Genomic DNA, 14,922 nt, shown 5'->3' with positions numbered 1-14,922 from the left:
TTAATTAATTGTTATTCAAATACCGTTTTCGGTAAAGTAAAATTACGTAACTTCAATAATGTTAATGGACCACCCCCTAACTGAGTACGTAAAATAAATCTTAATTTACGTTGATCTGGCGCTTTCCAAACAATTTCATAACGGCTTGAATCCAACGGTTTGACAGAAGCTGAACCAAGTAAACGGATCCACGCCCAATCACCACTATAGTATTTATAAAGCCGTAATCCTGACGTATCACTACTCCAGCTTAGCTGTGAATAAGGTGAGTATCCATCGCCTGGCCAATTAAAGCGTTTCCAAGTAGGAGACTGATTAAAATACTCCAGCTTTTGCTTATTAACCACCAATTCTGTCCGAGTAATTTTGCTACCACTACGAGGCATGATATCAAATGATAAAGCGACATCCCCTGTTGTGAGCAGTTCTGCTGATAATTCATTAAATAATTTTAGCGCATCAAGAAACTTAGGTGAAAAATTAAGACCTTGAGCATTGACTGAATTGATAACCCAACTTCCACCTTTCTTTTCCAATACTCCATTTAGCTCACTGGTGATAAAACTATCAATAATTCCTGTATCGGCACGTAAAAAACGGGCTAGCTCAGCCAATGATGCTTCGTTGTCAGTATTTTTAAAAGGATAGCGACCAGCAAAAGATTTTTCCCATTGACTAACAATGTAATTTTGCCAAACCTCATTAAAACTATTGGCCGCTGGCGCTAACACCACTTGCCATGATTGTTCTAGCGGTCGTTTAAATAAGCTATAACCAAATCCAGACCACTCTTCACCTAAATTAGCGGCAATTAAGTTTCCATAATCTCGCGTTTCGGTTAAATCAATCGAAGTACCTTTAAAAACACTTTTCGCTAATCCTTGCATCATCGCTTGGGGATCAGCACTATTGGCTATATTTTGTAATTTTAAACGAACTTGAGTAATGCGTAACAAATAGGTCTGCAAAGAAAGTCCATTCGTATTGTTATTATTAAGTAAACTGGTAACAGGTAAAAATGTTGCTGTTAATGGTCCAGAGGCCTCGTTATTTATCGGCAACCCTGTCTTTGATTTATTTCCAATCAACTCTTGGGCAGAACGAATTAAATTATCGGATAAACCATCACCTGAATAAGCGACTTCAGACTGATACTTAACCACGTTGATTAAAGCAATTAAAGGAGACTGGCGAGTATCAGCCAGTAATGTCAGTTGCTCAATAACATCTGAAACATTATTAGATGAATGCCACTGAATTGTATTTAAAAAGTTTAACCATGCAGCACCATATTCACTAAAATAACGGTCGGTTAGTTGTTTTTTTAACGTATCAGGGGAAATTGAAGCCGTTAAATCATTTTCTCCATCACTCAATACCCAATCAATTTGTTCTTTTCGATATTTTGCCACCTCAGCAATTTCATCTTTAATAGTATTATCCCAAGCTTTGCGAGTATAAACGCCAGGAATCTCGGTATCCGTTGAAAACAGCATTTGACTGTCTAACCCTTCCAGTAACTGATTCAAATTTTGATTTGCATAATGCTGGCTAGCTCGTTGAATCATCTCTTGATAAAGCGTATTAACAGCATTTTGTACACCAATTTTATTAATTAAAATTTGTCTAACGTCTTTAACTAAACGAGTATCATTACTTTGTGCCCAATCAGGATGTAAATTAAGCATCTGTCCCCAAAAACGAACCAAATCAGGCATAAGTCGTTGCCAATCTCCATCGCTCACACCTTCTGGCGCTCGCCATTTAGTTGTAGCAAACTGGCTTAAATAAAGCCCATCACTCTTATCTGGGTGTCCCATCATTAAATAAGCTTTTAATACATCATATGCAGAATCGACTAATTTTTCCCGACGAGAATCGCCTGGTGGTAATTCAGTCAATAAGTTCAAATAATCGGTCATGATATTATGAAATGGCGTAGCAATATTACGTGAATTTGTTGCACGATAGGTAAGCCACATTCTTTTAAGTACCTCATCATTATGATTTAAGCCAAACCGATTAAATAAAGGTGCACCATGTTGTTGACGATAAAGTAACTGCTCTAAATGCTGTTGTAACTGATGTTGTATTTGTAACCGTGAAGTATAATCTTGTTTAATGGAATCATCGGCTAGCTTAACAAGTTCAAAACTATCATCAATAAGCGATGCATTTCGAAAATACGAAGTACACAGCGCTATACACATTACGCCCATAAGTGAAAGTAGTGCATAACAAGACCAAATATCCCATTGGATCCCCATGCGTCGCCCCATTTGCGAATTAGCATCATCTCGAATTGATTGCCATGTCGGAGTTATGGCTAAAGAATGCTCAAAAATAGGCATATTTTCATCATTTGACTTTGATTGAGGAGGAGCAAAAAATAGTCCTCGAACATGAGGAGAATAAGGAAAAGCAATTAGAGAGGTTAAATAACGTCTAATATTCGTGATATCGCGCTTAACTAAATTCTGACTTAATTTGAGCAAAAACGAATAACAAGTATTATCTTTAAGCTGTCTTACGCCACGTTGACTACACTCTTTTGCTAATTGATTAAGAGATACAACAACCGATTCCATGTCATCTTGTTTTAACTCAGTGAAAAGCACTCCAACACTCTGCTCTATCCGTCCTGTTTGTGACCATTCACTCGACTGCCCTGCAACTAAATAAAGTGGTGCAGACCATTTTAAAACTTTATTACGAGCTTGTAGCTTTAATACTGCCTTTTCAAGTAATAATTGTTGTTGGCGGTTATCATCAAGATAATGCTTAGGTACAACCCAAATAACTGCATCAAGCGGTTTGCTAAAAAATGGTAAAATACGCGAGAAGTATTTTTTTAAGGTTTCTAACCATTGTGTATTTGGCTCATCTTGAATATCGCCACCGTACACCATGAGCGTATTATCAGACAATTGCCATTGATCTTGTGACAAATTAGGTAACAAATGCTCAACGTCAGAGTGATGCCCCAAAACTAAACATTTACAAACTTTATAACGCCAAAAGAAGCCATAACGATATCGACACTGTTTTTGAATATCCAGAAATTCAGCAAATGGAATGACTTTTTGTTGTTTTTGCTTTTTATTTTCTTTTGGGTTAAGTTTCTCATGCTTAGCTTTTTCTTGATTCCATAATTTGTATCCCATTGTGAAGATAGTAGGTAAAAATAACAAACCTAATATCAGTAACATTACTTGCACCCAAATGGTGGTTTTTTCCTTCATTGTGTCATAACCAAACTTATCACCAAAAAAAACAAGTGCTAAGGTTAATAATATGGCACCTAAAAATATAAGCAAAATATAACCAATGTTTTTCCATTTATTTTTCATTTACTATTCCCCATTTACTGCTGTCACGACTGAAAGTAACCATTGATTTTGGTTTATTGCAGCAATTAAATTATTTTTTTTTGTTTGAATTACCGTTTCGCATGTCAATGCTAGTGAAAGCCAGAATGAAAAATCTGTTTGATTACCAACAATACTTTCTAATTGATACATCTGTTCAGGTGAAATGTTCCATTCAGCCAACTGTTTAGTAACATCTACTTGTTTTTTGTTATCAAGATTTGAAAACCAAAGTTGTTTTATCTGATGAATGGCTGGTTGGATTTCGGCCATCTGTTGAACGCCTAAAGGCATATCCGAGGTTATCATTGGCCTTAAAATTTCAATTTTTGCTATGTCAATTGCTAAATCTTGATAGTATGCCTTATCCATCAATAAAAAAGCACACAAGAAAGCCGTTCCTGAAGAGTTAGCGTTATTAATAATAATTAAGTGTATGACTGATTGAGAACTATCAATCCATTCATTTAATTTATCAATATCACTATGATTCATAACATGGTGGGATACTGTATAAGGTTGTGCTATTTTTACACTACCACAGACATCATTAAACTTATTTTCAATAAGATTATATGATTCAGGTGACGAGTAAACAATAACATTGATCGGCTCCTTAATAGGAAGTTGAGATAACACATCTCGCATTGACAAAAATAAACTTTCAATAGATTCAATCAAATCAAATTTTTCTTCAAATGCTAATGATTTATTAATTTTAGAAGTCGCATCCGGATTATTTGTCAAAAGGTCTTTTAGTTTGAGTTCATTTGGTAAAACATACAAACTATCAAGAACAACTAATGATTGCATTGCCCAATTTTGCCAATTTTGCTCAACATTCTTTTGTTCATGTAGCCATAGTTCATATTCTTCTTGCGCCAGCCCATAAAGATAAAGCCGAATACTAAGTGCAATACTCTCTATTACGGTCGAAATCAATATAATGCTTAACCAAAATTGCCATTGCAAAAAATAATTGTTATCAGTCCATAATAAAGCAAGCACAATACTTGAAATTAAAATCAATATGATAAAAAAGAATAGCCACCATCCACGATGTAATGCTTTAGGTGCTTTTAAGGTATCAATGATGATAGGTTTAGGCCAAGACATAATATTATTCCATTATTGCAGAGTTAATTGTAGAAAGAACTTTACAGCCACATTCACATAAACACTGATCAATGACCACAAGCTTACCATCAGAAAAGCCCATTTTAGCTCCTTCAATAATTTTATTTATGCCATGATCTTTTTTAGGACAACTGACTAGATCACCAATCAAAGCGACAGGTTTTCCTTCAATTATTGTCTTTGAGGATGCAGATATGACCGAACCACCATGTGTTGTTGGATCGCCTAATCGAACCACATTTTTACCCATTGTTTTATTCCTTTATATTTTATATTTGAATAACTTTTAATTTTTTATGAAACAATACATTCCTATTTGTCATAAACTTATTGCCTAAACTTGATAAAACCAGTTTGGTTGATTTCCTCTATGTTGCAACTTCGTTTACATTTTTATTTTATATTTACACAATATTTTATCAGGAATTAAAAATTACTCTAATTACCCTTTTTATTAATCAATATATAAAGATATCTTGTAGAAAGAAAATCTTTCACTATCAAATGTTATTTACTTTAGAATTAACCTTAAATAACAGCTACCTTTATTATTTACATCGCTTTCTTTTTATTGTTAACCGCTATTCCCTTTTTTGCCAAGTGCGTTGGCTTATAGTAAAAAGATATCATACTTTCCCCCCCTGATTTAGCTCGTCTAATATCTAGAGTGGCGACATCATTATATTGGGTGGAATATTTACTCTACACGAAGAAATTGAGCAAAATATTGTTTGTTTATTATATATAAATTAATATTATAGGTATCTTACCGACCTAAAAGCATAAAAATTTACCTCCTGTAAGTGTAACATGTGTTGCTTAATTTTTTTATATAATATAAAAAAATCCAGAGCACAAAAAGTATCCTATTCTAATATCAACAAAAATAATATTATTCAACGTAAATTCACCAGATAAAAACAGAACAATTACTATAAAAATACATACAATAAAAGCTAATCTTCAAATTTTTTGAATTTGATTTTAATACGTTAATCTTTTGTTCTAGTAATGCAAATAAAACCATCGCCTAAGTAAGGTAAAATCGGTGGTGTGGCATGATGTTGTCAGGATTTATAGACCATTTGATTTTGAATTTTATAAAATGATTTTAGGTTCATATCAGTACACCATTTTTCTTATTCATTTTTTTAATAATAAAAAGGATTATTATCATCCAATTTGTTTATATAGTTAATTGATCCTCGCCAAAATATTAGACAGTGCCCGCCTCTATCATTTTTTCGTTTTGGTAATATTGTTGTTCATATTGTTCAGGTGATACCCAGCCATTGGCTGAATGACGGCGTATCCGATTATAATAGATTTCAATATATTCAAATAGTGCTTTATTAGCCTGCTTCCTCGTTTTATAGTAACAGTCATGAATAATATGGGTTTTGAGTGTATGAAAAAAACTCTCAACAACCGCATTATCAAAGCAGTTTCCTCTTCGACTCATGCTTTGCCTTAGTTCATATTGTAACAATAATTGCTTGAAATCAGCACTGCAATATTGGCTTCCTTGGTCACTATGAATGAGTACATTTTTAGGAAAGTGACGCCGAAATAAGTATGCTCTAATTTTCCTTGTACCTTTTTACGACCTACATAACATTGAAAACTTTTGCCTTCTAGGGTAATACTGCCTGATGTTAACGACCCGATTAAAACACCAATAAGTTCAAATGCTGCGACAATCATTAGCCCAATCATTGCTAACAGTCCGATATCATCAGAGCGTAGCCCTTTCGGGTCATCCTTTATTTGCAGGTGGTTGACGGTGCCTTTTAATAAACTGTATTTAACCATTTAAAAATCCTCTTTCATCCATATCTTGTTCAATTAATGCTAATGCTTCATCAAAATCAATAGTATAGTTGGTATTGCTATTAGCTTGTGACTCATTTTTGTTAATATCAAACATATCCTTTAATACTTCAGTTTCAAACGCGGTGGTTTGCTGTTGTGGGGTCTGATAAATATGACTTTTATTATGAGGCATTAAATATTTATCGGAACGCAAGGCGCAACGTTTAAGCCAAGTTTCAAGATTATCGTCAGATAGCATAGTAACCGCAAAATCTAATATCATGACGACTAAACCTGCCAGGCCAGCAAACCTCCATAAGACTAACTGAAAATGAAGAATATTTTGCATAATTTTTCTTTCAAGTTAATTGCACCAATCCTCTGCATTTATATTTTGGTATGTCCACACTTTTTAGTACCAAAAAGATAAGGTCATCGATTTTTTTTGTATTCAATCGGCGACTGGTAATTTAATGTTGAATGAAGTCGATTATAATTAAACCAATCCACATAGTGATTAAATTCCAATTTAAGTTGCGCCAGTGAATCAAAATATGACTGACCGACTCTTTAGTATAATCTTTGGCGACTTCGCTTAATTTCATTGAGTTATCAGAATAATCTTTTTTCAATTTTTTACGGATTTCAGGTTTAATTGCACTACCTAACCACAATATAAATTCACCAATATACATTAAAATGTCCCCTGAACTGCTTGATAAAACTCACTTAGCTCCTCGGTTAAGTCATCAAATTGATCGCGTTTAGGATCTTTACTAAAGCAGCTTTGATCTAACCTTACTAATTAATCCCCTGAGTTCTCTTTTATAGGCTTTTCAGCTTGTTTTGCTATTTTTGTTTTTCTTTTTCGGCTGGCTTTTTTCTTGGGTCTTTTAAATTGACCATAGTCAATAAGTTCGCCTGTTTCGTCATCAATCACGCCCCACTCTTGGCTACTATCTAAAATCGCCTTTTGTACCTCGGGTGGGTAATCTGATAGGGTGGTTTCTTTTGGTAGAGGTTTACCCGGTTTACCCGCTTGCCTGATCACTTTTGGCCAACGAGGCTGCCAGCATAGGCATTCCGACATAAAGTAACCCACCGTATAAAATGGCAATAAGATTAAAAAGACGGGGATTAACATTAAAAGTATGATCACACTGGGATTATTTTTTGCCAGATGGATCATAGGGCGAATATGCCCCTCAACACCGTGAAAAGGCATGGGTAAGTGGGTGCTTAGGCGTGGTTTAGGCAGGTTTTTAGGACCGTCTTCCATATAACGGCGGATAAATTCCCACTCGTCTTTATAATCTTGAGGATCATAAGTGTTTTTGCCTACGCCCACGGACTGTGCAACTGGAAAGCCAGTTTTATAAGGGTGAAAGGAGAACACATTAACTAAGTTGGTACCGCCCATATCCGAACCAGTCTCGCCAAAATTAGCGGGCATAATATGTTCCCATTTAAACACCGCAGTACCGCCACAATATTTAGGGCGTTGTACATACACTTGTCGTGTTACCCGATTAAACCGTACCCGAATATGGCGAAGCGTGAATAACTCCAAGCGACAGATATAACGGAAGTAACGGATGCATAAATACAATGAAACTAAAAAAATAATTGACAAAAATATTATTGCAAATATTCCAGAAACAATATTTACTCCTCCATCTTTATATAATTGTAAAGCAATTTGCAAACTAGCATTACAACATGAAAAAGAAACAAAAAATATAGCTAAAAAAATCCAAGTAATAATCCCCCGAAAATTTTCAAACATCCCCCCCCGTATCTCTAAATAGCGATCGTTATAGGCATAATAAGGCCCTATCGGGCGTGGATTGTTACTGACCGACTCTTTAGTATAATCTTTGGCGACTTCGCTTAATTTCATTGAGTTATCAGAATAATCTTTTTTCAATTTTTTACGTGTTTCAGGTTTAATTGCACTACCTAACCACAATATAAATTCACCAATATACATTAAAATGTCCCCTGAACTGCTTGGTAAAACTCGTTTAACTCTTCAGTTAAGTCATCAAATTGATCGCGTTTAGGATCTTTACTAAAGCAGCTTTGATCTAACCTTACTAATTAATCCCCTGAGTTCTCTTTTATAGGCTTTTCAGCTTGTTTTGCTATTTTTGTTTTTCTTTTTCGGCTGGCTTTTTTCTTGGGTCTTTTAAATTGACCATAGTCAATAAGTTCGCCTGTTTCGTCATCAATCACGCCCCACTCTTGGCTACTATCTAAAATCGCCTTTTGTACCTCGGGTGGGTAATCTGATAGGGTGGTTTCTTTTGGTAGAGGTTTTCCCGGTTTACCCGCTTGCCTGATCACTTTTGGCCAACGAGGTTGCCAGCATAGGCATTCCGACATAAAGTAACCCATAGTATAAAATGGCAATAAGATTAAAAAGACGGGGATTAACATTAAAATCATGATCACACTGGGGTTATTTTTTGCCAGATGGATCATGGGGCGAATATGCCCCTCAACACCATGAAAGGGCATGGGTAAATGGGTACTTAGGCGTGGTTTAGGCAGGTTTTTAGGACCGTCTTCCATATAACGGCGGATAAATTCCCACTCGTCTTTATAATCTTGAGGATTATAAGTGTTTTTGCCTACGCCTACGGACTGTGCAACAGGAAAGCCAGTTTTATAAGGGTGAAAGGAGAACACATTAACTAAGTTGGTACCGCCCATATCCGAGCCAGTCTCGCCAAAATTAGCGGGCATAATATGTTCCCATTTAAATACCGCAGTGCCGCCACAATATTTAGGGCGTTGTACATACACTTGCCGTGTTACCCGATTAAACCGTACCCGAATATGGCGAAGCGTGAATAACTCTAAGCGACAGACATAACGGAAGTAGCGGATGCATAAGTAAGTGGAAACTAAAAATATAATTAAAAAAAATATTATTGCAAATATACCCGAGGCAACATTACCACGCTCATGATGATATAATTTGAGTAAAATATTTAATCCCAAATCTCCACTAGAATAAGGAATAAAAAATATAGCAAAACTAATCCAAGTAATAATCCCCCGAAAATTTTCAAACATACCCCCTCGTATCTCTAAATAGCGATCGTTATAGGCATAATAAGGCCCTATCGGGCGTGGATTGTTACTGACCGACTCTTTAGTATAATCTTTGGCGACTTCTCTTAACTTCATATCACCACTAAAATAGCCCATTTTCAATTTTTTACGAGTTGCGGTTTTAATAGCACTACTTAACCAAAATAAATATTCACCAATATACATTAAAATGTCCCCTGAACTGCTTGATAAAACTCACTTAGCTCCTCGGTTAAGTCATCAAATTGATCACGTTTGGGATCTTTACTAAAGCAGCTTTGATCTAACCTTACTAATTAATCCCCTGAGTTCTCTTTTATAGGCTTTTCAGCTTGTTTTGCTATTTTTGTTTTTCTTTTTCGGCTGGCTTTTTTCTTGGGTCTTTTAAATTGACCATAGTCAATAAGTTCACCCGTTTCGTCATCAATCACGCCCCACTCTTGGCTGTTATCTAAAATCGCCTTTTGTACATCGGGTGGGTAATCTGATAGGGTGGTTTCTTTTGGTAGCGGTTTTCCCGGTTTACCCGCTTGCCTGATCACTTTTGGCCAACGAGGTTGCCAGCATAGGCATTCCGACATAAAGTAACCCACCGTATAAAATGGCAATAAGATTAAAAAGACGGGGATTAACATTAAAATCATGATCACACTGGGGTTATTTTTTGCCAGATGGATCATGGGGCGAATATGCCCCTCAACACCGTGAAAAGGCATGGGTAAGTGGGTGCTTAGGCGTGGTTTAGGTAGGTTTTTAGGACCGTCTTCCATATAACGGCGGATAAATTCCCACTCGTCTTTATAATCTTGAGGATCATAAGTGTTTTTGCCTACGCCCACGGACTGTGCAACTGGAAAGCCAGTTTTATAAGGGTGAAAAGTAAACAAGTTAACCACATTAGTACCGCCCATATCCGAGCCAGTCTCACCAAAATTAGCGGGCATAATATGTTCCCATTTAAACACTGCAGTACCGCCACAATATTTAGGGCGTTGTACATACACTTGCCGTGTTACCCGATTAAACCGTACCCGAATATGGCGAAGCGTGAATAACTCTAAGCGACAGACATAACGGAAGTAGCGGATGCATAAGTAAGAAGAGACTAAAAAAATGACTGTAAAAAATACCATTGCAAATATTCCAGAACCGATTTTATGATTATCCCATTCATTATTGTATAATTTTAAAGCCACTTTAAGTGCGAAATAACCTCCTGATGCTGTAATAAAAAATATAGCAAAACTAATCCAAGTAATAATTCCCCGAAAATTTTCAAGCATACCTCCTCGTATCTCTAAATAGCGATCGTTATAGGCATAATAAGGTCCTATCGGGCGTGGATTATGACTGACCGACTCTTTAGTATAATCTTTGGCGACTTCGCTTAATTTCATTGAGTTATCAGAATAATCTTTTTTCAATTTTTTACGTGTTTCAGGTTTAATTGCACTACCTAACCACAATATAAATTCACCAATATACATTAAAATGTCCCCTGAACTGCTTGGTAAAACTCGTTTAACTCTTCAGTTAAGTCATCAAATTGATCACGTTTGGGATCTTTACTAAAGCAGCAACGATCTAACCATTTTTGTAATGCATTATCGTCAAAAATTATCATAACGACACACACAACGATAGTAAATAAGGTTGCAAAAAAACTTACCACGCCAATTACTATAGCTACCCCTCGTTGCAATGCTATCCGTCCTAAAAATAATCCCCATTCAGCCATAGCTACCCAAATAGTTCGCTTAATACTTTCATTTACAATTCTTTCTAGCCATGGAACTAAAGAACCTAATGCTGCTAAGAATTGCGATATACTAAGCGCAAAGGTTGCCATTGCTCTAGCATAATATGCGATAGCAATCACGCCATTATTTTTATCTAGAGCGGCATTACCATCCATAATATCAAAGCACACCGACATTCCTCCTGCCATTGCCGATAAGGTCGCACCCCATAAAAATATTCGTCCAAAGGCATTACGCGTTGTAATTGCGGTCATCGATTTTGGATTGTTACCAATACAATATTCAACAACGCTGGTTCCTATTTGGAAGACTGAGGCTACGGTTGTCATCCCTGATGCAACAAGTTCGGCACGCTCTCGCCAATTTTTCCATTTGCCTTGTGTAATTTTTCGGATTGTGTCATAAGCGCTAAACCCGAAAACGATCATGGCAATTCGAGTATTAACCAGATCGGCATTTTGAAAATGTTCTTTCGCTTTACGGGTTATTTTACTAGCGCCTTTTGCTGGGTCAGCGGTAAAACTTTTTCCACAAATATTAATGCGTAAACCATACAGCTTTCGCGCCTCTTTATTAATTCTAGACAAAATCATATTTCCAAAAAAGTTAAGAACTCGCTGTTCAGCCTGTGTTGAAGTTACCTTTAAAAAATATCGTACTAAATCGGCAAATGAAATTGATAATAATGCAATAGGCAAGCCGCGTGTCGCCAAGTCATCAATTATGGGACCCGTTTGATTAATATGGTCTGTGATTTTATTAAGTAAATCAACAGCGGTATCAACCGTTGATAGGTGATCAGTATTTGTAATAGGATCATCAGTAATGATGATTTTTTCTTGTAAATCCAAATACTCATTAATTGTATCGATTATGCTTGTAATATTAAAACTATATGCACGCCAACATAAATTTTCACGGGTAATTTTGGAGGCACTCCACCACTTATCAAATTGTTTTCTTACAGAAGGCGAGCCGCTTGCACCACAGATACATGCACTGACTTGCAGAGTAAACTGAATGCCATCGAGTTTTTCGTTAGAGTCATAAAAATCCAGCGCTCGCAGCAGGTGTTTAGACTTTAACCACTTTATATAATCTTGACTATGATTTTCTGCCTTTTGTTCGGCAAATTGACTTTTTTCATCAAAATTTTTTTTAAAGGTATCGAGCTTTTCTTGCGATAATCGGTTCCAATATTTTTCTTCAAATTCATCTTCCGAGGCTTCTTGGGTATAGATATTATCAATGTTTTTCTCATACCGTTCTTGATCTTTATCAAGATTTCTAAGAAAAATTTCTTTCATCTCATCGGATAGTTCTGGATCTGATCCATATATTCTTAAGCTGTCATAATATCGATTTTGCTCGTTTATCATTTGTTTAATGCGCATTTGACGGAATGAATCTTTAAGTCCATAGAGCTGTCTATAAATGAGTAAGCGGTGTTCGTTAGGAATGCCTTCATTATCTTTAGTTTCCATCCAAGGTTTAATATTTTGTTGTAATGCTTGATTGCGACGATTATTTAAGCTTTGAGTGATGCCGATAGGATCGTTGACAACAATGGCTGCACCTTGGCGTTTCTTCAGCTTTTTGTATATCGACAAATAACGATAAAAATTCTTACCTATGGATGCATCATTAAAATTTGTACGCTTGGAGTAAACAAATTCTACATTCTGTTTTTTTTGATATGCTTGATATCGCTCACCTGATTGATTACTCCAAAAAGGCGTGTTATTTAAAAATTTCTCTTGAATTGCTAGCTTTTCTGCTGTCGAAAATTCTAAAATATTGGGTGAAAATTCATCTGGTAATATTGATTTAACTCCATTGCGAATTTCATCGGGCGTTATGCCGTAAAGTAAATAGAGATCCTGATCTTCATATTGATCTAATCGCCTTGCACTGATTTTATTAGGTGTAAATATAAAATAGATCTTAATGATATTTTCGCTTTCTTTAAAACTAATATACGATGCATCGGCTCCATCAAATGCAATATTGCAGGTATAGGTAGGGGGAATATTACTTACATTTTCAACATTTTTATGTTCAATCAAACACCCCTCTGGGCTAGAGGTAAATACACGCCATTTTTTGCCCGTGTTACGATGTTCTAAAACGTATAAATAACCTTGTCTAAGCGTTTGTAAACAATACTTAGAATGTGCTAATGGTATATCTTTAACTATTTTTTGCACAAAATTGGGTAATGGTGGTATATCGTTATGCGATAGGTAACCAGCGATAGACAAACGAGTTGGTAGCACAAATAAATTACCCTCTTTGTCTTGACAACTAGGACAACGTTTACCTGGATTTTGTTCATTTGTCTTCAATAGCCCTAGTAAATTATCAAGCGATGCCATGTTTTATTCCTTCTTGCCATTCATTAAAATATTGTTTAATTTTATTAATATCCTTATTATTAATAAGGTTAGCACATAAATCTTTATCTATTGATTGAAAAAACAATGGTGGTTGAGCCATGATATAGCTAACCATATAATTGAGCATGTGTTTATCAGGTTGCGTGTAACTTGCCATATACACCCATTCTAACAGCTGATTTAATGTTTTTTTCTGCTCTGTGGTTAATGTGTTATTTTGTTGATTTGTTGTAATGTATTCGTAATAATTATATGTCTGTGCAATATTAAGTTGTTGCCATTGGCGAGAGCTTATTTGATAGTTAATATCAGATAAGATTATTTCTGGTTTATGATGTAGTTCAATATAGTTATCATGCCAATAATACCAATACTCAATTACACCGAATAAGTTATCTAATTGTTGTTGATCAAAAATTCTAACTAAATGATTTAAAACTTTGGGGTCATAAAAACGAAAAAGATAATAGCTTCCATCATAGCGCATAAACATGGCATTACTAATTTGTTTTTGAATATAATTAATAGGATATCGTGAAAATAAGATCGCAATCGCTGCAGATTTTTTATCATTTAAGTTTTGAATAATATCTTCTAAAACCGATGTTGGCTTCGATTGCGTACTTTCGGCTATTGATTGTTTGGATATTGTGCAAAGCTGTAAGCATTCATAATCTGTCGATACGGTATCTTGCCTATCGCGAACAGGAACAATTGACTCAAAATCAAAATAATTTTTTAGAAAGAATTCATCATTGATTTTGGGATCAACTAGTAAATGTAATTTACCAAACTGCATTATGTGCTGAATAATTATTTGAGTAATTTGGTTATCAGGTATTAAATTTTTCATTATTTTCTTTCCACAAAAATAGCATGTTCATTGGTTGAGTTTTCTTGAACCCCAGAACAAATAGGTGGTAATTCTGATTTAATGTCCATATTTGCCACCCCCATCTTCTGCATCACATTACATTTAAGATAAATATTATCCTGTGTGCCAAGTTCAATGCCTTCGCTGCTGATTTTGATATAAGAGCCACCGCAGATAAGGGTGAGGTTGTCTTTGGCGGTAATAGTAACTTTGCCATCGACACTATCCACTTTGATATCTTGTTTGGCAGCCATATTGAAGTTGGCGTTTTGGGCTTGCACCTCGATATCGCCTTGGTTGGCAAATAGTTTCATCCCCGATTTTTGGGCAAATAAGCCAATCGCCTCGCCCGATGAGAGGGTGACATTTTTTAAGGCGTTGATGTCGGTTTGGTTTTCGCTGGTTAAGGTGAGGCTGTTAGCTGTTGTCAGTTGAATATTTTCAGGACTAGTTAGGGCGATGCCTTCTTGCGCATA

Annotated in this window: 12 protein-coding genes and 1 pseudogene; all 13 read right to left on the bottom strand. The window is 35.6% G+C overall.

Features of this window, described 5'->3' with window-relative positions:
* Positions 1-11: 11 nt before the first annotated feature.
* Entirely contained in the window at positions 12-3,350 is a 3,339-nt protein-coding gene (locus tag ACGH6Q_RS04290) for an ImcF-related family protein (RefSeq protein ID WP_411592059.1), read from the bottom strand.
* 3 nt (positions 3,351-3,353) lie between these two features.
* Positions 3,354-4,484: a hypothetical protein gene (locus ACGH6Q_RS04285; protein ID WP_411592057.1), complete on the bottom strand. Its 1,131-nt coding sequence runs from the start codon at positions 4,482-4,484 to the stop codon at positions 3,354-3,356.
* 4 nt (positions 4,485-4,488) lie between these two features.
* Positions 4,489-4,755, bottom strand: a complete 267-nt coding sequence (locus ACGH6Q_RS04280; protein ID WP_296302966.1) for a PAAR domain-containing protein — start codon at positions 4,753-4,755, stop codon at positions 4,489-4,491.
* Positions 4,756-5,721: 966 nt separating this feature from the next.
* Positions 5,722-6,072 (bottom strand): annotated as a pseudogene (locus tag ACGH6Q_RS04275) (IS3 family transposase); the annotation flags it as partial.
* Positions 5,976-6,317 carry a hypothetical protein gene (locus ACGH6Q_RS04270; protein ID WP_411592055.1) on the bottom strand — a complete coding sequence of 114 codons (342 nt, stop codon included), beginning with the start codon at positions 6,315-6,317 and terminating at the stop codon, positions 5,976-5,978. The gene ACGH6Q_RS04270 and the pseudogene ACGH6Q_RS04275, both read right to left, overlap by 97 nt.
* Positions 6,310-6,666, bottom strand: coding sequence for a hypothetical protein (locus ACGH6Q_RS04265; protein ID WP_411592054.1), 357 nt, complete (start codon positions 6,664-6,666; stop codon positions 6,310-6,312). Before ACGH6Q_RS04265 ends, ACGH6Q_RS04270 begins: the two co-directional genes overlap by 8 nt.
* A gap of 83 nt (positions 6,667-6,749) precedes the next feature.
* Positions 6,750-6,827, bottom strand: coding sequence for an IS3 family transposase (locus tag ACGH6Q_RS04260; RefSeq protein WP_411592132.1), 78 nt, complete (start codon positions 6,825-6,827; stop codon positions 6,750-6,752).
* 295 nt (positions 6,828-7,122) lie between these two features.
* The gene (locus ACGH6Q_RS04255; RefSeq protein WP_411592053.1) at positions 7,123-8,307 is read right to left on the bottom strand and encodes a DUF6708 domain-containing protein; all 1,185 of its coding nucleotides are present in this window, start codon (positions 8,305-8,307) and stop codon (positions 7,123-7,125) included.
* Positions 8,308-8,417: 110 nt separating this feature from the next.
* Positions 8,418-9,602, bottom strand: coding sequence for a DUF6708 domain-containing protein (locus ACGH6Q_RS04250; protein WP_411592052.1), 1,185 nt, complete (start codon positions 9,600-9,602; stop codon positions 8,418-8,420).
* Positions 9,603-9,712: 110 nt separating this feature from the next.
* On the bottom strand, positions 9,713-10,903 hold the full coding sequence (locus ACGH6Q_RS04245) for a DUF6708 domain-containing protein (RefSeq protein WP_411592051.1): 1,191 nt from the start codon (positions 10,901-10,903) through the stop codon (positions 9,713-9,715).
* Entirely contained in the window at positions 10,903-13,551 is a 2,649-nt protein-coding gene (locus tag ACGH6Q_RS04240) for a T6SS effector BTH_I2691 family protein (RefSeq protein ID WP_411592050.1), read from the bottom strand. Before ACGH6Q_RS04240 ends, ACGH6Q_RS04245 begins: the two co-directional genes overlap by 1 nt.
* Positions 13,538-14,425 (bottom strand): DUF4123 domain-containing protein, encoded by an 888-nt coding sequence (locus tag ACGH6Q_RS04235; protein ID WP_411592048.1) that lies wholly within the window; start codon positions 14,423-14,425, stop codon positions 13,538-13,540. The genes ACGH6Q_RS04240 and ACGH6Q_RS04235 overlap by 14 nt, the downstream gene beginning before the upstream one ends.
* On the bottom strand, positions 14,425-14,922 hold a 498-nt coding region (locus ACGH6Q_RS04230; protein ID WP_411592046.1), incomplete at its 5' end, for a DUF2345 domain-containing protein. The genes ACGH6Q_RS04235 and ACGH6Q_RS04230, both read right to left, overlap by 1 nt.

It is taken from the genome of Gilliamella sp. BG2, assembly GCF_046635645.1.
GTDB classification, from domain to species: domain Bacteria; phylum Pseudomonadota; class Gammaproteobacteria; order Enterobacterales; family Orbaceae; genus Gilliamella; species Gilliamella bombi.
Note: the sequence above shows the minus strand (reverse complement) of the source record. Positions and strands in the feature narration are given on the sequence as shown.

What these genes read in the sequence shown, in the direction of transcription:
- ACGH6Q_RS04255 (WP_411592053.1), bottom strand. Translation starts at nt 8,307, where the DNA reads ATGTATATTGGTGAATTTATATTGTGGTTAGGTAGTGCAATTAAACCT.
- ACGH6Q_RS04285 (WP_411592057.1), bottom strand. Translation starts at nt 4,484, where the DNA reads ATGTCTTGGCCTAAACCTATCATCATTGATACCTTAAAAGCACCTAAA.
- ACGH6Q_RS04245 (WP_411592051.1), bottom strand. Translation starts at nt 10,903, where the DNA reads ATGTATATTGGTGAATTTATATTGTGGTTAGGTAGTGCAATTAAACCT.
- ACGH6Q_RS04280 (WP_296302966.1), bottom strand. Translation starts at nt 4,755, where the DNA reads ATGGGTAAAAATGTGGTTCGATTAGGCGATCCAACAACACATGGTGGT.
- ACGH6Q_RS04290 (WP_411592059.1), bottom strand. Translation starts at nt 3,350, where the DNA reads ATGAAAAATAAATGGAAAAACATTGGTTATATTTTGCTTATATTTTTA.
- ACGH6Q_RS04270 (WP_411592055.1), bottom strand. Translation starts at nt 6,317, where the DNA reads ATGGTTAAATACAGTTTATTAAAAGGCACCGTCAACCACCTGCAAATA.
- ACGH6Q_RS04235 (WP_411592048.1), bottom strand. Translation starts at nt 14,425, where the DNA reads ATGAAAAATTTAATACCTGATAACCAAATTACTCAAATAATTATTCAG.
- ACGH6Q_RS04250 (WP_411592052.1), bottom strand. Translation starts at nt 9,602, where the DNA reads ATGTATATTGGTGAATATTTATTTTGGTTAAGTAGTGCTATTAAAACC.
- ACGH6Q_RS04265 (WP_411592054.1), bottom strand. Translation starts at nt 6,666, where the DNA reads ATGCAAAATATTCTTCATTTTCAGTTAGTCTTATGGAGGTTTGCTGGC.
- ACGH6Q_RS04240 (WP_411592050.1), bottom strand. Translation starts at nt 13,551, where the DNA reads ATGGCATCGCTTGATAATTTACTAGGGCTATTGAAGACAAATGAACAA.